Origin of the sequence: Sporosarcina sp. P32b, from assembly GCF_002743335.1 — a bacterium.
GTDB lineage: Bacteria > Bacillota > Bacilli > Bacillales_A > Planococcaceae > Sporosarcina.
This window is the reverse complement of record NZ_PDZB01000027.1, coordinates 1-20,364: the sequence shown is the minus strand read 5'-3', so window position 1 is coordinate 20,364 and position 20,364 is coordinate 1. Positions and strand designations below refer to the sequence as shown.

18 protein-coding genes are annotated in these 20,364 nt (G+C 40.2%); 17 read left to right on the top strand and 1 reads right to left on the bottom strand.

The annotated features are described in order from the left end of the window. Positions 1 to 8 precede the first annotated feature (8 nt). The 11 genes from CSV64_RS14450 to CSV64_RS14400 all read left to right on the top strand — a co-directional run bounded on the left by CSV64_RS14450 (position 9) and on the right by CSV64_RS14400 (position 12,597). Entirely contained in the window at positions 9 to 1,022 is a 1,014-nt protein-coding gene (locus CSV64_RS14450; RefSeq protein WP_099635293.1) for a DUF3048 domain-containing protein, read from the top strand. Between the two features lie 26 nt (positions 1,023 to 1,048). After that, positions 1,049 to 1,369, top strand: a complete 321-nt coding sequence (locus tag CSV64_RS14445) for a YerC/YecD family TrpR-related protein (RefSeq protein WP_099635292.1) — start codon at positions 1,049 to 1,051, stop codon at positions 1,367 to 1,369. 82 nt (positions 1,370 to 1,451) lie between these two features. Then, complete coding sequence (gene pcrB / locus CSV64_RS14440; protein WP_099635291.1) at positions 1,452 to 2,150, top strand: heptaprenylglyceryl phosphate synthase; 699 nt, start codon at positions 1,452 to 1,454, stop codon at positions 2,148 to 2,150. 44 nt (positions 2,151 to 2,194) lie between these two features. Beyond that, positions 2,195 to 4,429, top strand: a complete 2,235-nt coding sequence (gene pcrA / locus CSV64_RS14435) for a DNA helicase PcrA (RefSeq protein WP_099635290.1) — start codon at positions 2,195 to 2,197, stop codon at positions 4,427 to 4,429. A 27-nt stretch (positions 4,430 to 4,456) separates the two neighbouring features. Then, positions 4,457 to 6,484, top strand: coding sequence for an NAD-dependent DNA ligase LigA (ligA, locus tag CSV64_RS14430; RefSeq protein WP_099635289.1), 2,028 nt, complete (start codon positions 4,457 to 4,459; stop codon positions 6,482 to 6,484). Further along, positions 6,468 to 7,601 (top strand): CamS family sex pheromone protein, encoded by a 1,134-nt coding sequence (locus tag CSV64_RS14425; RefSeq protein WP_099635288.1) that lies wholly within the window; start codon positions 6,468 to 6,470, stop codon positions 7,599 to 7,601. The genes ligA and CSV64_RS14425 overlap by 17 nt, the downstream gene beginning before the upstream one ends. Positions 7,602 to 7,689: 88 nt before the next feature. Further along, positions 7,690 to 7,977: an Asp-tRNA(Asn)/Glu-tRNA(Gln) amidotransferase subunit GatC gene (gene gatC / locus CSV64_RS14420; RefSeq protein WP_099635287.1), complete on the top strand. Its 288-nt coding sequence runs from the start codon at positions 7,690 to 7,692 to the stop codon at positions 7,975 to 7,977. Between the two features lie 56 nt (positions 7,978 to 8,033). After that, on the top strand, positions 8,034 to 9,497 hold the full coding sequence (gatA, locus tag CSV64_RS14415; RefSeq protein ID WP_099635286.1) for an Asp-tRNA(Asn)/Glu-tRNA(Gln) amidotransferase subunit GatA: 1,464 nt from the start codon (positions 8,034 to 8,036) through the stop codon (positions 9,495 to 9,497). A 2-nt stretch (positions 9,498 to 9,499) separates the two neighbouring features. After that, complete coding sequence (gatB, locus tag CSV64_RS14410) at positions 9,500 to 10,930, top strand: Asp-tRNA(Asn)/Glu-tRNA(Gln) amidotransferase subunit GatB (protein ID WP_099635285.1); 1,431 nt, start codon at positions 9,500 to 9,502, stop codon at positions 10,928 to 10,930. A 98-nt stretch (positions 10,931 to 11,028) separates the two neighbouring features. Next, complete coding sequence (locus CSV64_RS14405; protein ID WP_099635284.1) at positions 11,029 to 11,598, top strand: thioredoxin family protein; 570 nt, start codon at positions 11,029 to 11,031, stop codon at positions 11,596 to 11,598. Positions 11,599 to 11,673: 75 nt separating this feature from the next. After that, a complete protein-coding gene (locus CSV64_RS14400) occupies positions 11,674 to 12,597 on the top strand; it encodes a diacylglycerol kinase (protein ID WP_099635283.1) in 924 nt (307 codons plus the stop codon). Between the two features lie 116 nt (positions 12,598 to 12,713). Here CSV64_RS14400 and CSV64_RS14395 read toward each other — a convergent pair whose 3' ends face one another. Further along, the gene (locus tag CSV64_RS14395) at positions 12,714 to 13,145 is read right to left on the bottom strand and encodes an NUDIX hydrolase (protein ID WP_099635282.1); all 432 of its coding nucleotides are present in this window, start codon (positions 13,143 to 13,145) and stop codon (positions 12,714 to 12,716) included. Positions 13,146 to 13,458: 313 nt separating this feature from the next. Between CSV64_RS14395 and CSV64_RS14390 the strand changes: the two genes are divergently transcribed. From CSV64_RS14390 to CSV64_RS14370, 6 genes are all read left to right on the top strand, one after another. Further along, the gene (locus tag CSV64_RS14390; RefSeq protein ID WP_369823543.1) at positions 13,459 to 14,796 is read left to right on the top strand and encodes a cytochrome ubiquinol oxidase subunit I; all 1,338 of its coding nucleotides are present in this window, start codon (positions 13,459 to 13,461) and stop codon (positions 14,794 to 14,796) included. After that, positions 14,793 to 15,818 (top strand): cytochrome d ubiquinol oxidase subunit II, encoded by a 1,026-nt coding sequence (locus CSV64_RS14385; protein ID WP_099635280.1) that lies wholly within the window; start codon positions 14,793 to 14,795, stop codon positions 15,816 to 15,818. Before CSV64_RS14390 ends, CSV64_RS14385 begins: the two co-directional genes overlap by 4 nt. Positions 15,819 to 15,830: 12 nt before the next feature. Further along, on the top strand, positions 15,831 to 15,965 hold the full coding sequence (gene cydS, locus CSV64_RS17000; RefSeq protein WP_255397660.1) for a cytochrome bd oxidase small subunit CydS family protein: 135 nt from the start codon (positions 15,831 to 15,833) through the stop codon (positions 15,963 to 15,965). 66 nt (positions 15,966 to 16,031) lie between these two features. Next, positions 16,032 to 17,396, top strand: a complete 1,365-nt coding sequence (gene rlmD / locus CSV64_RS14380; RefSeq protein WP_099635279.1) for a 23S rRNA (uracil(1939)-C(5))-methyltransferase RlmD — start codon at positions 16,032 to 16,034, stop codon at positions 17,394 to 17,396. Between the two features lie 395 nt (positions 17,397 to 17,791). Beyond that, positions 17,792 to 18,991 carry an amino acid deaminase/aldolase gene (locus CSV64_RS14375; protein WP_233190495.1) on the top strand — a complete coding sequence of 400 codons (1,200 nt, stop codon included), beginning with the start codon at positions 17,792 to 17,794 and terminating at the stop codon, positions 18,989 to 18,991. Next, a complete protein-coding gene (locus CSV64_RS14370) occupies positions 18,988 to 20,235 on the top strand; it encodes a D-arabinono-1,4-lactone oxidase (RefSeq protein WP_233190494.1) in 1,248 nt (415 codons plus the stop codon). The genes CSV64_RS14375 and CSV64_RS14370 overlap by 4 nt, the downstream gene beginning before the upstream one ends. Positions 20,236 to 20,364: the final 129 nt, after the last annotated feature.

Below are 20,364 nucleotides of genomic sequence, written 5' to 3'. Positions count from 1 at the left end.
AACGTATATTGATATGGAATAGACGCAAGTTACTCTTGGTAGCCACAGCTAGCTTATTATATCTCGGAGGTTGTTCTTCGAAAGAGCAATCTGAACCACAAGAACAAGAAAAACCGAATGATGTGTCATGGTTTACAGGTGAGATGATTACAGATTCCATGGACAACCGTCCTATTTTAGCGACAATTAGTAATATCCCTGCTGCTCGGCCACAGTCCGGACTTTCGGATGCGGATCAGATATACGAATTCTTAGCAGAAGGTCAAGTAACGCGATACGCTGCACTTTTTCAGAGTAAAGTGCCTGATCAGATAGGTCCTATTCGAAGTGCTCGCGATTATTTTGTACACTTAGCAGAAGGTATGGATGCATTTTATATCGCTCATGGTTATAGTCCAGATGCAAAGAAATTACTTGATGATCGGGTAGTCGATTATATCAACGGCATACATCATGACGGGACTTTATTCGAACGTTCAGCAGACCGCAGGGCGCCGCATAACTCGTATATTTCAAAGGAACATATTGCAGAAGCATTTAGTCTCGTGAACGCTTCCAAAAAGATCACTGCGCAGCCGTCCTTTTCTTTCCTAAATCCCGATGAAAGTGATAAAATAGGGGATATCGCATCAACGGTACAAGTATCGTACAGTTCAGATCCGAATTTTATTAGTACGTATCAATATAATCAAGAAGCAAATCGTTATTATCGATCTGTTAACGGTATTGATACAGTGGATAAGTTAAACGAACGACGTATAGAACTGGCGAATATTATCGTGATGGAAATGGATCATCAAACAGTTGATCAACAAGGCAGGCTCGCAATTGACCTAGAATCTGGCGGCCAAGCTATGCTGTTTCATGAAGGGATCGCTAAACCGATTGAATGGCAAAATAAAGATGGATTTTTAACTCCAGTGGAACAAGGCGCGCCTGTTAAATTAACGGCTGGAAAAACGTGGATCCACATTATTCCATCATTATCGGGTCCTTCTACTTCCGTCACTTATACTCCGTAAGATCGACTTAGAGAGAGGGCGAGAACATGCAAATAGATAAAATTCGCGGAGAACAAATAGATCAATTGTTTCAAGCAATTCTAGAACTAAAGGATATAGAAGAATGCTATAAGTTTTTTGATGACCTCTGCACTATGAGCGAAGTCCAATCACTAGCACAAAGACTGGACGTAGCCCACAAACTTAAACTGAAAAAAACCTATGATAGCATCCAACAAGAAACAGGCGCAAGCACAGCTACGATTTCCCGCATACGTCGTTGCGTAGACTACGGGTCTGGCGGGTACAACCTCATGTTGGATCGACTTTATCCTGAACTTCAAAACAACCAAACAAAAAACAACTAACACAACCGGCCAGGGATAAAACCCCACCGGTTTTTTAAAAGTTATACAAAACCACTATGACAAGTGAAGGGGGAAATAAAAAATGGACTATAAAACATGGCGGCATGCATTTAAAATCGATCCAGCGAAAAGTATCTCAGATGATCACGTAGAAATGATAGCCGAATCTGGAACAGATGGAGTCATCATTGGTGGATCTGACGGAGTCACATTGGAAAACGTACTTGATTTACTTGCACGTTTCCGTCGTTTTTCGGTGCCACTTGCGCTGGAAGTATCTACTGTTGAATCGGTTACACCCGGATTCGATTATTACTTTATTCCAACGGTCTTAAATACAACGGATTCAAAGTGGTTGAACGGCTTGCATCACGAAGCTCTTCGTGAATATGGTCATATGATGAATTTTGATGAACTAGTTACAGAAGGTTACTGCATTTTAAATCCAGATTGTACAGCTGCGAAGGTGACAGGGGTCGACTGTGTTCCCGATGAAGAAGATGTACAAGCATATGCACGTATGGCTGAACATTTATTTTCCTTGCCGATATTTTATTTAGAGTACAGTGGACAATACGGCGATCCACAAATTGTTAGGTCGGCGAAAGAATTACTTACTAATACTCGTCTCTTTTATGGCGGTGGAATACGCTCAACAGAACAAGCAAAAGAAATGGCAGCCATTGCAGATACTGTAGTGGTAGGAAATGTTGTATATGATGATCTACAAGTAGCTATAAAAACAGTCGATGCTGTGAAATCTGTTCCTTTACCTGTGTGAGTAGTATATAATAAGAACAAATGTTCCTAAAAGGCGGTACTAATATGAATAAACTATCGGATGATTTACTAAAAGGCATGAATCCCGAGCAAGCGCGTGCAGTCAAAACGACTGAAGGACCTTTGCTCATTATGGCGGGTGCCGGTTCAGGAAAGACTCGTGTATTGACACACCGAATTGCGTATTTGGTTGTAGAAAAACAAGTGTATCCGTCCAATATTTTAGCCATTACATTTACAAATAAGGCGGCACGTGAAATGCGTGACCGAATTGATGGATTACTGGGTCCTGGCTCTGGAGAACGTATGTGGGTTTCAACTTTCCACTCAATGTGTGTTCGAATTCTTCGTAGGTTCGTAGATCGAATCGGCCTATCTAAAAATTTCACTATCCTTGATAGTGCTGATCAAATGACAGCAATGAAACGTGTATTGAAAGAACTGAACCTCGACCCGAAACAGAATGATCCTCGGGCGATGCTCGGAATTATTGGCAATGCCAAAAACGAATGTATTGATGCAATTGAATTCCGTAAAAATTCAAATCCTCAAAATCCTCATGAACGTACAGTAGCAGATATTTACGATCGTTATACTAAAAAACTGCGTCAGAATCAATCAATGGATTTTGATGACTTAATTATGATGACTACGGTCTTGTTTGAACGAGTTCCTGAAGTGCTCGAGTATTATCAAAATAAATTTCAGTATATTCATGTGGATGAGTACCAAGATACAAACAATGCGCAGTATCGTCTCGTCAAAATGCTGGCATCAAAATTCCGTAATGTCTGTGTAGTAGGTGACTCCGATCAGTCAATCTATCGCTGGCGTGGTGCGGATATCGGTAATATACTATCTTTTGAAAAAGATTATAAAGAAGCGAATGTCATTCTTTTAGAGCAAAACTACCGTTCCACCAAGAGGATTTTGCAAGCAGCAAATGAAGTGATCGACAATAATAAAAGTCGCTATGATAAGAAATTACGTACAGATAACCCCGAAGGCGAACTAATCTCGATCTATAAAGCACGCGATGAAAAAGACGAATCACAATTTGTTGTCCAACAAATCATCGAGTTGAAAGAAAAACTTGGATTAACATTGGATCAATTTGCGATTCTGTACCGAACTAACGCACAGTCCCGTCTTATTGAGGAATACTTATTGAAGTCAAATCTTGATTACACAATTGTAGGCGGTACGAAGTTCTATGATCGAAAAGAGATTAAAGATTTACTTGCCTATTTACGTCTGATAGCGAATAACGACGATGACCTAGCGTTAGCAAGAATCATTAATGAACCGAAACGAAGCATCGGTGCTACTTCATTCGAACGGATGGCTACGTTTGCATTACAAAATGACCGCTCCATGTTTGATTCATTGCAGGAAGTGGATTTCATGGGTTTACCGAAAAGAGCATTAACAGAAGCGGTGAAATTCCATGAACTAATCAATGGATTCACTCAAATGCAAGAGTTTTTATCAATCACCGAACTAGTGAAAGAAGTCATTGATAAATCGGGTTATCGTGAGATGTTGGAAAAGGAAAAATCAATAGAGGCAGAAAGCCGTCTTGAAAACATTGAAGAGTTTTTATCGGTCACAGAAGCGTTTGAGAAACGTGCAGCAGAGGAAGAGGAAGAACCTTCACTCGTTGCATTCTTGACTGACCTCGCTTTAGTAGCAGATATTGATACATTGGATAAAGAAGAGAACACTTCCACTGAAAAAATCGTCCTAATGACAATGCACGCAGCAAAAGGCTTGGAATTCCCTGTGGTCTTCGTGCTTGGCATGGAAGAAAACATATTCCCGCACATTCGTGCACTCGCAGATCCGGAAGAAATGGAAGAAGAACGAAGACTCGCGTATGTGGCAATCACACGGGCGGAACAACGCCTTTACCTGACGAGTGCAGGTCACAGGATGTTGTTCGGTAAGTCAAACTTTAATCAACCATCTCGTTTTCTTAATGAAATCTCGGAAGAACTGACAGAGCTATTGGCAGACGGCAATGGCATGAGTGTACCTTTCGCTCAAGCGCCCAAAGCACAAGCCAAACGTCCTGCAGTTAAACGTCCAGTTTATAATGAAAGCGGCGGAGAGAAAATGCAGTGGAAGCCAGGAGACAAGGCGTCCCATAAAATATGGGGAATTGGAACGGTAGTGAGTGTTAAAGGTAAAGCAGATGATATGGAGCTGGACATTGCATTCCCTAATCCAGTAGGAATCAAGCGATTATTAGCCAAATTTGCACCGATTGAAAAAGAATAAAGCGTCCCTAAGGAGCGTGGAAAATAGATGGATGATGTTCTAAAACTAGAGAAGCGGGTAGCGGAGCTCAATAAAACCTTACATGAATATGGGCGTGCATACTATGACTTGGATGCCCCAATTGTTCCCGATTCAGAATACGACGAGAAAATGAAGGAATTGTTGGCGATTGAAGAAGAACATCCAGACTTAATCTATCCTGATTCACCGACACAACGAGTTGGCGGAGCACCACTTGAGGTGTTTAATAAAGTCGTTCATCGTCACCCGATGCTAAGTTTGGCAAATGCTTTTAATGAAGAAGACTTAAAGGATTTCGACAGACGTGTAAAAGAAGCGACGGGGAACGCTGTGTATGTTTGTGAACTAAAAATCGATGGCCTTGCCGTTTCATTACAATATGAAGAAGGTCGACTTGTACAAGGCGCTACTCGTGGAGATGGTGCAGTTGGCGAAGACATCACAGCTAACTTAAAAACTATTCGCTCGATACCACATAAATTGAATGAGTCTTTAACGATAGAAGTACGAGGCGAAGCGTATATGCCAAAGAATTCATTTGTTAAATTGAATGAAGATCGAGATGAAGCGGGTGAAGTGCCTTTTGCCAACCCACGAAATGCGGCTGCAGGATCACTTCGTCAACTAGATTCAAAAGTAGCGGAGAGCAGAAATTTAGCTACATTCATTTATGCGGTAGGCGGCGACGCGGAAGTATATGGCTTGGATAGTCACTCAGATGCGCTCAATAAAGTGGATGAGCTGGGATTGACGACAAATAAGGAACGTAAGCTTTGTACGACAATTGAAGAAGTGTTGGAATACGTTGCCTACTGGACAGAAAATAGACTCAACCTCGATTATGAAATCGATGGGATTGTAATAAAAGTCGATAACTTCGAATCGCAAGAGCAACTTGGCTATACAGCAAAGAGTCCTAAATGGGCTATTGCCTATAAGTTCCCTGCCGAGGAAGTGCATACACAACTGTTAGATATTGAGTTAAGTGTAGGCCGGACAGGTGTAGTGACACCAACAGGAATTCTTGAACCGGTTCTTGTAGCGGGTACGACAGTGGGACGAGCATCTTTGCATAACGAAGACTTAATACGTGAGAAAGATATTCGTATAGGTGATCACGTCGTGTTGCGAAAGGCTGGCGACATCATTCCTGAAATCGTTATGTCATTGAAAGAACAGCGAACAGGTGAGGAAGAACCGTTCCACATGCCTGATAACTGTCCTGTATGCGATTCAGAGCTTGTTAGGATTGAAGGAGAAGTGGCGCTGCGTTGTGTGAACCCTAAATGTCCTGCGCAGATGAAAGAAGCGTTAATCCATTTCGTTTCAAGAAGAGCAATGAATATCGATGGTGTTGGTGAAAAGCTGATTGAACAATTGTATTCTGCTGACTTGGTACATGATGTATCTGATTTATATACGTTAACGAAAGAGTCACTTTTAAGCTTAGAACGAATCGGGGAGAAGTCCGCAACGAATATTTTGACGGCTATCGAACAGTCGAAAGAGAATTCACTAGAGAAATTATTATTTGGATTGGGTGTTCGACATGTCGGTGAAAAAGTCGCAAGAATCTTAGCGGAAGAGTATCGTACCCTTGATGCGTTAGAACAAGCAACAGAAGAAGAACTTGTAAATATTTTTGAAATTGGTGCGATTGTTGCTGATTCTGTGACAACATACTTTAGTACAGAAGAAGTTCAGGAAGTAATGAATAAATTGCGTTCTTATGGTGTGAATACTGTTTATAAAGGTACTACACGTGAGGAGTTACCAACTACAGGACCTTTCGCTGGAAAAACGATCGTATTAACAGGAAAGCTCACAGAGTTGACCCGTGGAGAAGCTAAAGAACAGATTGAATCGCTTGGCGGGACTGTTAGTGGTAGCGTCAGTAAGAAAACGGATCTCGTCATTGCAGGCGAAGATGCGGGCTCCAAATTGACCAAAGCGCAAGAATTAGAGATTGAAATTTGGGATGAACAAGCTATGCTTGATGCCCTTGGAGTGGATAAGAATGAAAAGAACGACTAAGTGGCTTACATCGGGAATTCTGTCGGCAGTTTTGCTGACAGGATGTGTACCGGCGCCGAGCGATGATCAGGAAAAAGCAGTACAGGAAACAGAGGAAAGTGAGCAGGAAATGGTGCTCATTCCTGAGGCTCAAATTAAAAAAGAGTATTACCGGACACCGGTTCCATTTAAAAAGAGCGCAAGTCGAGGGTTGGTCGTCAATAACCTCAATACGAAGTACGATATCCAAGAAACTGAGGAAGGCTTATTGCGCCTGTCTTCTTTGTACTACGATCCTAAAGATTATTTCTTCCAGGAGGGGCAGTATATAGACAGCGATACTGCAAAACAATGGGTTTCTAGAAAATCAAATTTTGAAGCAGGTCTCAATCCGGCAATAACTGATGATATGTCACCTGCTCAAATTGCCGAGGAGGCACCGATTTATCTTGCGCATATCGTCGAGCAAAACTATTTACAGATGACCGATGATAAAAAAGTAAAATTGGCTGGTATTACTATTGGGTTAGCGATGAATTCGATTTATTATCCACGTGAAGGCAATGAACGCCGGATTGATAATAAAACCATCGAAGAAAAAGGTAAGAAGATGGCAGATATTATTTTAAGTAGGTTGCGTAGTAAACCCGAGCTTGCGGATATACCAATAGCAGTTGGATTGTTCAAGCAAGAAAGTAGAAACGATATAGTACCAGGCACATATTTTGCCACTTCATTTGCTGCAAAAGGAAAAAATGAATTCACAGGTTGGAAAGAAGTAGATGAGCAGTATGTATTACTTCCTGCGTCTTCACCAACAGGGAATTATCGTGACTTAAATACGACATTCAAGAACTTCAAACAAGACATTGATGATTACTTCCCAAGTTTTGTGAATGTCATTGGAACGGCATTCTATAAAGATCAGAAATTACATTCATTACGTGTAGAAATTCCTATACAATTTTTCGGCAAGACGGAGCTGATTGGATTTTCACAATACTTGACTTCGTTGGTTAAAACACATTTTAAAGATGTACCCATCGAAGTAAGTGTAACGTCAGTTAATGGACCGGAAGTGTTGATTGTCAATGATAATGATCGAGAAGAACCGTTTGTACACGTCTATGGATATTGACATATTTTAGGTAGTAACACGAACTTTCCAAGAAACTGATTAAATGGTATGATTAATTGTACGATTGCAAAATGAGGAGGAACGATGTATGACAACATTTTCGAAAGAAGACGTCAAGTATTTTGCGGATTTCGTCCGTATTGGCCTCTCCGAGGAAGACAAAGAAAATTTCTCTGTTAAAATAGCAGATTTGATTGAAAGTGTAAGTAATTTAAATGAAGTAGATGTAACAGGTGTAGAGCCTATGACACACCCTGTTGCTATGATCAACGTCTTACGTGAAGATCAGCCAAAAGATATCTTGGACCGTGAAGTCATGCTAGCCAGTGCAGAAGATCAGGAAGACGGACTTATTAAGGTTCCAGATATCCTATAATCGAATTCGCAGTATAGAATACCATTCATGGCACAATGATAGTAGGAGGAAAAGTGATGACGTTAACTAGTAAAACAGCAACAGAACTTCAAGCTCTTTTACAAAAAGGGGAAGTTACTGCTACAGAAGTAACAGAAGCAACTTTACAAACGATTGAACAGCGCGAAGAGAAAATTCACGCATTCATTCATGTTGCAAAGGAAGAAGCAACGAAACGTGCGGAACAGCTTGATCAAGAGGCTGCAGATACACGCGGACGTCTATTTGGAGTTCCAATCGGTATTAAGGACAATATTGTAACAAAAGATATGACGACAACATGTGCAAGTAAGATGTTGGAAGACTTCGTACCCGTTTATAATGCTACAGCTATAGAAAAATTAGAAGCCGCGGGTGCAGTTAATATGGGGAAACTCAATATGGATGAGTTTGCAATGGGATCCACGACTGAAACATCCTATTTCGGCAATACATTGAATCCTTGGAATACAGACTATGTACCAGGTGGTTCTTCAGGTGGTTCTGCAGCGGCAGTCGCAGCAGGAGAAGTTCCGCTTTCTCTGGGGTCAGATACTGGCGGTTCGGTTCGTCAACCAGCTGCATTCTGTGGAATTGTTGGAATGAAACCTACATACGGTCGTATTTCACGTTTTGGTTTAACAGCATTCGCTTCTTCACTCGATCAAATCGGTACACTGTCACGCACGGTAGAAGATAATGCATTATTGCTTAGCGTAATCGCAGGCGAAGATTACAATGACAGTTCATCTTCCGCCAAAGCAGTTCCTGATTTCACAGCGGCACTTACAGGAGATATTAAAGGGTTGAAAGTTGCAGTTCCCAAACCTTATCTAGGTGAAGGTGTGGATGAAGAAATCGCGAAAACAGTAAAAGAAGCAATTGCTGTATTGGAATCACTCGGTGCGGTTTGTGAAGAAGTGGAATTACCGCATATTCAATACGCGCCCACTACGTATTATGTAATCTCTTCTTCGGAAGCACAATCCAATCTTTCACGTTTTGATGGATTACGTTATGGATATCACACAGAAAATGCTGAGAACTTGGAGCAAGCATATTTCCGTACGCGTCAAGAAGGATTCGGCGACGAAGTAAAAAAACGTATTATTTTCGGTACGTATGCAATGAGTGCGGATCATCATGAAGATGTATATGTGCGTGCACAAAAAACACGTACGTTAATTGCGCAAGACTTTGATTCGGTATTTGAAAAGTATGATGTAGTCATCGGACCAACTGCTGCTACAACTGCATTTAAGCTTGGCGAAACTGGTGGAGATCAGCTCGTTCATTATGCTAATGATGTCTTGGCTGTGCCAGCTAACCTAACAGGTCGTCCGGCACTATCGGTACCATGTGGTTTCGTTAACGAACTACCGGTTGGAATGCAAATCATGGGTAAACACTTTGACGAGGAAACATTGTACAAAGTCGCTCATGCTTATGAGCAAGCTACAGATTTCCACAAGCGTACTCCATCGATTCAGGAGGGGAAATAATCATGAACTTCGAGACAATTGTTGGATTAGAAATCCACGTAGAGCTAAAAACAGATACTAAAATTATGTCTCCTGCACCCGCACATTTCGGTGCAGAGCCAAATAAAAACATTCACGTAACAGACATCGCATACCCAGGTGTCTTACCTACGTTAAATAAAAAAGCAATCGAATACGGAATGAAAGCTTCCATGGCATTGAACTGTGATATCGCGCCGATTATGAACTTCGATCGCAAGCATTACTTTTATCCAGATAACCCAAAAGCATATCAAATCACTCAGGACAAGCGCCCTGTTGGAGCGAATGGTTGGATTGAAATTGAAGTGGATGGCAAGAAAAAGAAAATTCGTATTGAGCGTGTACATCTAGAAGAAGACGCGGGGAAATTAACACACACTGAAAACGGCCACTCATTGGTCGATTTAAACCGTCAGGGTACACCGCTAATCGAAATCGTAACAGAAGCAGATGTCCGCTCACCTGAGGAAGCTTATGCATTCTTGGAAAAACTAAAAGCGATCATTCAATACACAGGCGTTTCTGACGTCCGTATGGAAGAAGGATCACTTCGTTGTGACGCGAATATTTCATTACGCCCATTTGGCCAAGAGAAATTCGGAACAAAAACAGAATTGAAAAACTTGAACTCATTCAACTTTATTCGCCGCGGTATTGCGAATGAAGTAGCACGTCAAGAAAAGATTCTATTGTCTGGCGGTACCATTCAACAAGAAACACGTCGTTACGATGAAGCAACTGGCGATACAGTATTGATGCGTATCAAAGGTAGTGCCAATGACTATCGTTTTATCAACGATCCAGATTTGCCGGACGTTCATATTGAACAAGAATGGATGGATCGTGTTCGTAATGAAATTCCTGAATTACCGGATGCGCGTAAAGAACGTTATGTATCCGAAATGGATCTTCCAGAATATGATGCACACGTATTAACGTTGACGAAAGAAATGTCTGATTTCTTTGATGCAACCGTAAAAGCTGGAGCGGAACCCAAATTGGCTTCTAACTGGTTGATGGGGGATGTATCAGCTTATCTAAATGCAGAATCGAAAGAACTGCATGATACTCCGCTGACACCTGAAAACTTAGCACAACTTGTAAAATTGATTACAGATGGTACGATTTCTTCTAAAATCGCGAAAAAAGTATTTACTGATCTCGTGAAAAAAGGTGGAAATCCTGCTGATATCGTCAAAGAAAAAGGACTTGTTCAAATTTCAGATGAAGGTACATTACGTACAATCATTACTGAGATCCTGGACAATAATGAACAATCAATTGAAGACTTTAAAAATGGTAAAGATCGTGCAGTTGGATTCTTAGTTGGACAAGTTATGAAAGCAACAAAAGGACAAGCCAATCCGCCGCTTGTAAATAAATTATTGATGGAAGAGATCAAGAAACGTTAATCTATCAATCCAATGAAAACGTTCCAGGAGAGGCCAAAATAGTCTGATCCTGGACGTTTTTCCACGTTAACTTACACAGTGAAACAGGGGGGATTATATTGAAAACAGAACAACAATATTTTGAAGATGCTGTATCACTTCAAATGTATATGGACAAAATGGAAGCACATAAGGAAAACAGTTTTTTGATCTATAATGCATTTGAAGTACCACAGGATGATGAATTTATTGAATTGCTGAAAGAAAAGAAACCCCATATATTAGTCATTACAGAGGACTGGTGTGGCGATGCAATGCTGAATAATCCCATCCTCCAAAAAATTGCGGAAGCTGCCAATATAGATGTTCGCGCTGTGTTGAGAGATGAAAATCCAGAGCTAATTGACCGGTATTTGACGAATGGTGGGCGTTCAATTCCGATGTACCTTCTATTAAATTCGGCAGGTGAAGTAGTCGAAAAGTGGGGACCACGGGCACCGGTTCTTCAGAAGTATGTGATGGATGGGCGCGCAAAATTACCGGATAAAGATGCATCTGATTTTGAAGATAAGCAAAAAGTGTTTTATTCTCAGTTGATGTCTGAATATACATCTAAGCCCGAAAATTGGCTTGCTGTTTATAGTGATATTCGTTCGACGTGGCTTCCTGTTTTACAAATGTCTAAGTAACAATTTGCAAGAAACCATTTGAAAATGGTAAAGGTCTGACTTATTTCAGACGCGAAAGGATCGAGGGGAAAGTGTATGAAACGTGCACGCATTATTTATAATCCTACTGCAGGAAGAGAAGTCTTCCGTAAACATTTAGCAGAAGTCCTCGAAAAATTGGAGAAAGCGGGTTATGAAACATCCGCTCATGCTACAAGCTGCGAAGGTGATGCAACTGTAGCAGCGCGAGACGCGGTTCGCAGAGGATTCGATGTGATTATTGCTGCTGGTGGCGATGGGACGCTCAATGAAGTAGTTGCGGGTGTCGGACATTTTGATAAACGTCCAAAAATCGGTTTGATTCCTATGGGTACAACGAATGATTTTGCTAGAGCTTTACGTATTCCTAGAGAAATTGATGACGCTGTAGATATAATTTGCCAAGGAGATTCTATTCCGGTCGATGTAGGTTTAATGAATGATCGCTATTTTATTAATATCGCGGGTGGCGGCCGAATGACGGAATTGACATATGAAGTTCCAAGCCGTTTGAAAACAGTAATAGGTCAGCTGGCTTATTATTTAAAAGGAATTGAAATGTTGCCTTCTATACATTCAAGTCATCTTCGTATTGAGTATGATGGAAATGTATTTGATGAAGAAGCCATGATGTTTTTGATTGGATTGACTAACTCAGTTGGTGGTTTTGAGAAATTAGCACCTAACTCTAGTATTAACGATGGATATTTCACATTGCTTATTTTAAAGAAATGCAATATCGCAGAATTTATTCGTGTGGTTACACTAGCTTCTCGGGGAGAACATATGGATGATCCTTTAGTTGTTTCGGCGAAGGCGGAAAAAATTGTGGTGACTTCCAAAGACGAAGTATTATTGAATTTGGACGGAGAATACGGTGGCGTGTTGCCTGCTACTTTCCAAAACTTATATCAACATGTCGAAATGTTCGTACCTTTAAAGAAACTACGTCCGCAGGATCAGGCTAAACAAATAAAATAAAAGAAAAAGTAAAAAGACTATTCCAGTCGAAGTTCTAACGTTCGGATGGAATAGTCTTTTATTGTGAAAAATTAATTGGGTGAGCCCGATGCAATACGCATCGTATCAGGTCGATATTAAATGTATTCAATCGCTTCTCCTTGTTTAGCAGCTAACTTTGGCACTTCTTGCAACGGCATCCAACGATAACTGAATAATTGACCTGCGTCTTTACCTTCACCTTCTACGATATATTCCCATTCGTGCTTGTTTTCTCCTAGATAAGAAAAATGGAAAATCGTACGTTCATAAATTACGTTTTTGTCTTCTGGGAAGTATTTTGAAGCTTTAACTTTACCTTCTAGTATAAGTTCATCACGCACGATACCGGATTCTTCTTCGATTTCTCGATATAATGCATCCAATAATAGTTCGTTGCGTTCGATTGTACCACCAGGAACTTGTAAACCTGCTTCAGGCTGATCCTTTTGCTCATAAACAAGCAATTTTCGGTGTCTGCCTTCCCCTTTTGTAATATACGCTAATACTTTTCTTTTTACTCTTTTCATTGACTTTCACCTCTCAATAGTTATTTAATTATACTCTAAATCCTTACTAATTACAAGTGAAATGGTTAATCGATTAGTATACAACAAGTAGACGTGCTATGAATATGGAAATACGTCTAAATTTCAACAAATTGTTTTAAATAGGTTATTTTAATGAGTTTTAAGGGAAACCCTAAAATAGAACTGTGCTAGGAGTGATGATATGTATAAAAGACAAGAAAAGCGTCTGATGTGGTTGGCATTTATTGTCGCGGGTATAATGCTATTATCAATTGTTGGAAGATTATTCTCGTAAAAAAAGGAGGTGGGCTATGTGGATCCAGTTTTTTATTCCAGAATATTGACTGAACTAACATTATCGTTTCATATTATCTATGCAACCATTGGGGTGGGTGTCCCACTTATGATTATGCTAGCCCAATGGGTTGGTATTAAGAAGAACGATGAGCATTATATCTTGTTGGCCAGACGTTGGGCACGCGGTTTTGTTATCACTGTAGCTGTTGGGGTTGTGACGGGAACAGCAATAGGGTTGCAACTGTCTTTATTATGGCCTAATTTTATGGAGTTGGCTGGAAATGTGATTGCTTTACCACTATTTATGGAGACATTCGCCTTCTTCTTTGAAGCAATTTTCCTCGGTATTTACTTATATACATGGGATCGCTTTGAGAATCAAAAGAAACATTTTCTACTTCTTATTCCAGTCGCGCTCGGAGCATCATTCTCCGCAGTATTCATTACTATTGTAAACGCCTTCATGAATGCACCACAAGGCTTTAATTTAGTTAATGGTGAATTGATTAACGTCAACCCACTTGTGGCAATGTTCAATCCTGCTATGCCGACAAAAGTGGCTCACGTGGTTGGGACAGCTTACATGACGTCTGCCTTTTTGTTGGCTGCCATTGCCGCGTTTCGTTTGTTGCGTGGGTCGGATCATGTCTATCATAAAAAAGCTCTATACCTGACTTTGAAAGTTGGATTCATTTTTAGTGTGAGTGCAGCGCTGATTGGTGATCTTTCAGGTAAGTATTTGGCGGAGTATCAACCTGAAAAGCTAGCAGCGGCTGAATGGCATTTTGAGACGGAAGAAAATGCTCCTTTAATTCTGTATGGTGTGTTAGACGATGGAGAAGTTAAATACGCTATTAAAATACCATATGCACTTTCTATTTTAGCGCATGGTGTACCTAGTGCTGAAGTCGTCGGGTTGGACCAGTTTCCTGAAGAAGATACACCTCCATTATATATCCATTACCTCTTTGATATCATGGTAACGATTGGAATGCTATTGATGATGTTGTCGGCTGTATACTGGATTGGTATGTGGCGAAGATGGTCCTTTGTCCAGTCTCGCTTATTCCGATGGCTAATCGTTATAGGGGGACCCCTCGTTTTCATTTCACTCGAAGCAGGTTGGTGGTTAGCAGAAGTAGGTCGTCAGCCGTGGATATTACGCAATATTATGCGCACTTCCGAAGGTGCGACAACTAGTGGACAAGTACCAACTATGCTTGTACTCTTTGCGCTTCTTTATTTAGTTCTCGGTATCGGTAGTGTGGTTGTATTAAGGAGAATGTTCATCCGGAATCCTGTGGAACAAGAAATTATAGATCGGCAGCAGGAGAAAGGCGGTGACATTCAATGAATATTGAAATTCTAGGGATTACAGTATTGTGGATATTTTTGTTTGGCTATATTTTGATTGGTGCAATTGATTTTGGCGCTGGTTTTTTCAATGCTTATAGTTTATTTACGGGTCGACAACGAATATTGACCAATGTTATTCAGCGCTATTTGTCACCAGTCTGGGAAGTAACGAATGTGTTTCTAGTATTCTTCTTCGTAGGGATTATTGGATTCTTCCCGAAAACCGCTTTTTATTATGGCACGACATTGTTAGTCCCGGTTAGTTTTGCCATTATTCTTCTGGCAATCCGAGGTTCATACTATGCATTTGAGACGTATGGAGCGCGTGGTCATAAAGGATACTCTTTTGCCTACGGTTCGACGGGTTTATTACTTCCGGCATCACTATCGATCGTATTGACAATTTCTGAAGGTGGATTTATTGAATTAGTGAATGGACAGCCAGTTTTAGATTACTGGAAGTTATTCACTAGCCCGCTCACTTGGTCAATTGTGGTACTTAGCATTGCAGCAACACTGTATATTTCATCAGCATTTTTGACATGGTATGCCAATAAAGCAGGAGATCACGAGGCGACACAACTTTTGAGGAAATACGCGCTTATTTGGGCATTGCCAACGATCATCGCAGCTGGAGGGATTATATTTGAATTACGTAAGCATAATCCGCTACATTACGAAAGCATCCAAACATTCTGGCCAATGTTCCTGATATCGCTCCTATTGTTCCTAGGTACGGTTTTCCTCATATGGAAACAGCGTCAGTATGGTGTGGCATTTGGATTACTAATGGGACAATTCATATTCGCCTTCTTTGGTTATGGTGCATCGCATTATCCATATTTGCTCTACCCGTACTTGACTATTTACGATAGTTTCACGAACCAAGCTATGGCGATTGCTTTAATCATTGCGTTCATCTGTGGATTGTTTCTGCTAATTCCATCGCTTTATTTACTATTACGTATGTTCCTATTCAATAAAGAATATGTAAAAGGAAAAGAAAATCATCATGCATAAGGGGGCATTAAGATGAATGAATTTCTGATTTTCTATGCACCTTTTTTAGTTATCATCGCGGGTATCGTACTATCGTTCTTTGTGGTTTTGAAAGATGATGCAGTGACAAAAAACGAATTTGAAAATAGTGAAAAAACAGACGTGTAAATCCGTCTGTTTTTTCTTTGGCTTCCCATGGTACACTAGAAGTATCTGAAAGATGGAGGAAAAATCATGAGCTTTGCAGTAAATAAAAATGAAAAAATTCGAGTGACTATAGAAGATCTAACACATGATGGAGCGGGCGTAGCGAAAGTAGAGGGCTATCCTCTATTCATTCCAGGAACATTGCCTGGAGAAACAGTCGATGTCCATGTTTTGAAGACATTGAAGAAATACGGCTTCGCCAAGTTACTAAATATCGTGGAACCATCCGCATCCCGTGTGACACCCCCTTGTCATGTATTCCCGACATGTGGAGGCTGCCAATTGCAGCATATATCTTATGAAAGCCAGTTGATTCAGAAACGTAAATCTGTCCGCGATGTAATGGACCGGATTGCTAAGCTTCCTGACGTACCTGTGCATGTAGTAAAAGGGATGGATGATCCGTGGCGTTACCGCAATAAATCACAAATACCATTTGATACGGAAAATGACCGCGTAATTTCAGGTTTCTATAAAGCCCGTACACATCACATCGTGGATACTGATGTTTGTCTAATCCAAACGAAAGAAGCAGACGAACTGATGACGATGCTTAAGTATAAGCTTCAACAGCTTGGTATCGATACATATGATGAACATACACACAAAGGCATGCTTCGTCACTTGATCGTAAGAAAAGCACGTCAGACGGGTCAAGTGATGGTTGTACTCGTAACTCGACATAAAAAATTCCCGCAAAAAGACGCGGTAGTCAAATTAATTCAGCAACATTTACCGAATGTGACATCTATTATGCAAAATGTGAATACAGCGAATACGAACGTCATTATGGGCAATGAAATGATCCAGCTATATGGTACGGATGTTATTATTGATCGGATTGGGGAAACTGAATTTGAGATTTCAGCACGTTCTTTCTACCAAATAAATCCTGTACAAACGGAAGTGTTGTATCAACAGGCACTTGATTATGCGAACTTGACTGGAAATGAAACAGTAGTAGATGCGTATTGTGGGATCGGAACGATTACATTGTTCTTGGCTAAACAAGCGAAGGAAGTATACGGAGTCGAAATAGTGCCACAGGCGATAGAAGATGCAAAGCGTAACGCAGAACTAAACCATATTACTAACGCTCATTTTGAAGCGGGGCCAGCAGAAGAAATCATCCCCAAATGGTACGCGCAAGGTAAAGAGTTTGATGTATTAGTCATCGATCCACCACGTAAAGGATGCGATGAAAAGTTATTAGAAACTATCTTAGCTTATAAACCGAAGAAGATTGTGTATGTATCTTGTAATCCAGGAACATTGGCGCGAGATTTACGCATTCTAGAAGATGGTGGCTATCGCACGAAGGAAGTCCAACCGGTTGATATGTTCCCGCATAGTAGTCATGTCGAGTGCGTGGCGTTGATAGAGTTGAAATAAGTTGGTAGCAATGATATTTGGAGATTTTAGTTAAACAGGAAGTATATTGTATGTTCCCTCGGACGAATGTTCTGAGGGATTTTTTGACGTACTGGAACCGAGTTTATTTAACAAAAATATAGTTACTTTTTAACATGATGGAACCTATGTCAATAAAATTTATTACCTTTATAATTTCATCTTTTAATAAAAAGTAGACGTTAAAACATCTGATGAAAACACTATTAGATATATTGCTCAACATATATATTTTCTTCGTCAAAGGACGACTTAGAGCGGTGCTTGCGAAGTCTTTCTAATTGTACTATAGTGGAATTGGGTTATTTGTCAAATAAATTGCAATAGAAAGATATTTACGTGGCATGGTATTAATATTATACTAAAAGAATAGAATGATGAGTAATGAAAGAGAGGTGAAGTATATGCATTCCAATAAAATACCAGAAGAAATTTCACTTCCAGCTTTGCTGTTGGATCTGCCTGCTTTTGAGGAGAACTGTAAACAAATTGCAAGTTATGGTAATGGAAAAAAGATAAGGATCGCTACAAAATCTATTCGTTCTGTAGAGGTTATTAAGAGAATTTTAGATTCCAGTTCTGTTTTCCAAGGGGTAATGTGCTATAGCCCAGAGGAAGCCGTTTTTCTTGTTGAAAAAGGATTGGACGATATTTTAATAGCATATCCTTGCTGGGACAAAAAAGCCTTATCTGATATTTCAATTCTGAACTCTAAAGGGAAAACTATTATTTGTATGGTAGATGCAGCTGAGCATGTTGACCATCTCAATCATATTGCTAAGGAAACAAAGGGGAGTTTTTATCTTTGTATTGATGTTGACATGAGCACAACCTTTTTTAATCTTCATTTTGGTGTAAGAAGATCGCCACTGAAAGATTCTATAGCAGTATTAGAGCTTGCTAGAAAAATTAAACAATTACAGAACCTAGAGCTCATTGGAATAATGGGCTATGAAGCTCAAATTGCAGGGGTAGGAGATAAAGTCCCTTCTCAACGGTTGAAAAATAGTGTTATAGAATTCTTGAAAAAGAAATCAATTAAGGAAGTAGAAGAGCGAAGAAACAAAGTAGTTCATGCACTAAGACAAGAGGGATTTTCACTGCCATTAGTTAATGGAGGCGGTACTGGAAGTCTCGATTCAACGACTAAAGAAGATGTTGTTACAGAGGTTGCAGTAGGATCTGGTTTTTATTCACCAAAGCTATTTGATTATTATAATGGCTTTTTATACAAGCCGGCATTGTTTTACGCTTTACCTATTGTTCGAAAACCTGCGCCCAATATATACACCTGTCACGGTGGAGGGTATGTATCATCGGGGCCACCCGGTAAGGATAAGGAACCGCAGCCAGTATATCCGGTAGGCGGGAAGTTGCTTGATTTAGAAGGAGCAGGCGAGGTTCAAACACCGGTACATTATGAAAATGCAACTCTGGAAATTGGAGATGCCATTATTTTTCGTGCTGCAAAAGCGGGAGAAGTTTGTGAACGCTTTCAAGAGATTGTTTGTCTATCTGACCAACAAATAGTTGGGCGGCATAAAACATATCGAGGAGAGGGAGTATGTTTTATATGATGAAAAAGGATGAGAGAAAAACATGGAAGAATTGGGCACATACAAGTGAAAGTACTCCCGAGAATATATTTTACCCAACCTCAATTGAAGACGTTTGCAAGCTCGTAAAAGAAGCCTCAAAACAAAATAAGAGAATAAGAGTAGTAGGTGCTGGACATTCATTTACAAGTTTAGTTCAGACCAGTGAGTGGCTAGTTTCTCTTGATCAGTTAAGTGGGATCGAGTCCATAAATGAAGAGGAATGTTACGCCACAGTACTTGGTGGGACCCGTTTGTTTCAAATAGGTGAAGAATTAGGTAAGCTAGGGTATGCGCAGGAAAATTTAGGGGATGTGAATGTACAAAGCATAGCAGGAGCTATTTCTACAGGCACCCATGGCACAGGGGTAGCATTTGGAAACATTTCAACCCAAGTAGTAGAGCTTGTATTAGTAACTGGGTCGGGTGAAATTCTAACCATCTCAGAAGAAAGCAACCCTACATATTTTAAGGCGTGTCTTGTATCACTGGGGCTTCTTGGCATTATCGTAAAAGTCACCATAAAAATTATTCCTTGTCCAATCTACGAATACAAGAGTCGGAAAATTGAATTTACTGAACTTGCACAGCAACTTGAACAACTCATAAAGTCAAACCGCCATTTTGAATTTTATTTGTTTCCATATTCAGATCTCGTTCAAGTGAAGACGATGAATATCATTGAACAAAAACCTCAGAGAATGGCACTTCATCATTTTAAAAATCTATTACTAGAAAACTATTTGTTCTTTATTTTCTCGGAAACATGTAGAATATATCCCAAGAGTAGTCGGTTTTTCAGCAGAATGTCCGCAAAAGGAGTGGGCACCTCGACTAAAAGAGCTAATAGTTATCAATTATTTGCAACGCCGAGATTAGTACGATTTAGGGAGATGGAATACTGCATACCACTAGAAAATTTAAAGCCTGCCATGGAGAAAGTTCGAGAGTGTATCGTAACAAAAAAGCACGAAGTTCATTTTCCTATCGAATGTAGGACAGTGAAGGCAGATGATATATGGATAAGCCCCTCCTATCAGAGAGACTCTGCCTATATCGCTTTCCATATGTACAAAGGAATGCCCTACGAAGAATACTTTCATGATATGGAATCAATTATGCAAGAATTTGACGGCAGACCCCATTGGGCGAAAATGCATACTCGAACAAAGGAAGATTTGTTAACACTTTATCCTAAGCTATCAGATTTTCTTGCGGTTATATAAATGTCAACTATAAAATGTACACTTTCGCTTGTTTAAGGATGTACAGATTTACGGGATTTCCTGACTTAGATGATTCTGTATCCGATAAGATTCACCGGCAATTGAAATGACATACGCATGATGCAGGAT

Bases quoted from the DNA above. Each gene is read 5' to 3' on its own strand.
- CSV64_RS14445 (WP_099635292.1), top strand. From the start codon at position 1,049: ATGCAAATAGATAAAATTCGCGGAGAACAAATAGATCAATTGTTTCAA.
- pcrB (WP_099635291.1), top strand. From the start codon at position 1,452: ATGGACTATAAAACATGGCGGCATGCATTTAAAATCGATCCAGCGAAA.
- pcrA (WP_099635290.1), top strand. From the start codon at position 2,195: ATGAATAAACTATCGGATGATTTACTAAAAGGCATGAATCCCGAGCAA.
- ligA (WP_099635289.1), top strand. From the start codon at position 4,457: ATGGATGATGTTCTAAAACTAGAGAAGCGGGTAGCGGAGCTCAATAAA.
- CSV64_RS14425 (WP_099635288.1), top strand. From the start codon at position 6,468: ATGAAAAGAACGACTAAGTGGCTTACATCGGGAATTCTGTCGGCAGTT.
- gatC (WP_099635287.1), top strand. From the start codon at position 7,690: ATGACAACATTTTCGAAAGAAGACGTCAAGTATTTTGCGGATTTCGTC.
- gatA (WP_099635286.1), top strand. From the start codon at position 8,034: ATGACGTTAACTAGTAAAACAGCAACAGAACTTCAAGCTCTTTTACAA.
- gatB (WP_099635285.1), top strand. From the start codon at position 9,500: ATGAACTTCGAGACAATTGTTGGATTAGAAATCCACGTAGAGCTAAAA.
- CSV64_RS14400 (WP_099635283.1), top strand. From the start codon at position 11,674: ATGAAACGTGCACGCATTATTTATAATCCTACTGCAGGAAGAGAAGTC.
- CSV64_RS14395 (WP_099635282.1), bottom strand. From the start codon at position 13,145: ATGAAAAGAGTAAAAAGAAAAGTATTAGCGTATATTACAAAAGGGGAA.
- CSV64_RS14385 (WP_099635280.1), top strand. From the start codon at position 14,793: ATGAATATTGAAATTCTAGGGATTACAGTATTGTGGATATTTTTGTTT.
- cydS (WP_255397660.1), top strand. From the start codon at position 15,831: ATGAATGAATTTCTGATTTTCTATGCACCTTTTTTAGTTATCATCGCG.
- rlmD (WP_099635279.1), top strand. From the start codon at position 16,032: ATGAGCTTTGCAGTAAATAAAAATGAAAAAATTCGAGTGACTATAGAA.
- CSV64_RS14375 (WP_233190495.1), top strand. From the start codon at position 17,792: ATGAGTAATGAAAGAGAGGTGAAGTATATGCATTCCAATAAAATACCA.
- CSV64_RS14370 (WP_233190494.1), top strand. From the start codon at position 18,988: ATGATGAAAAAGGATGAGAGAAAAACATGGAAGAATTGGGCACATACA.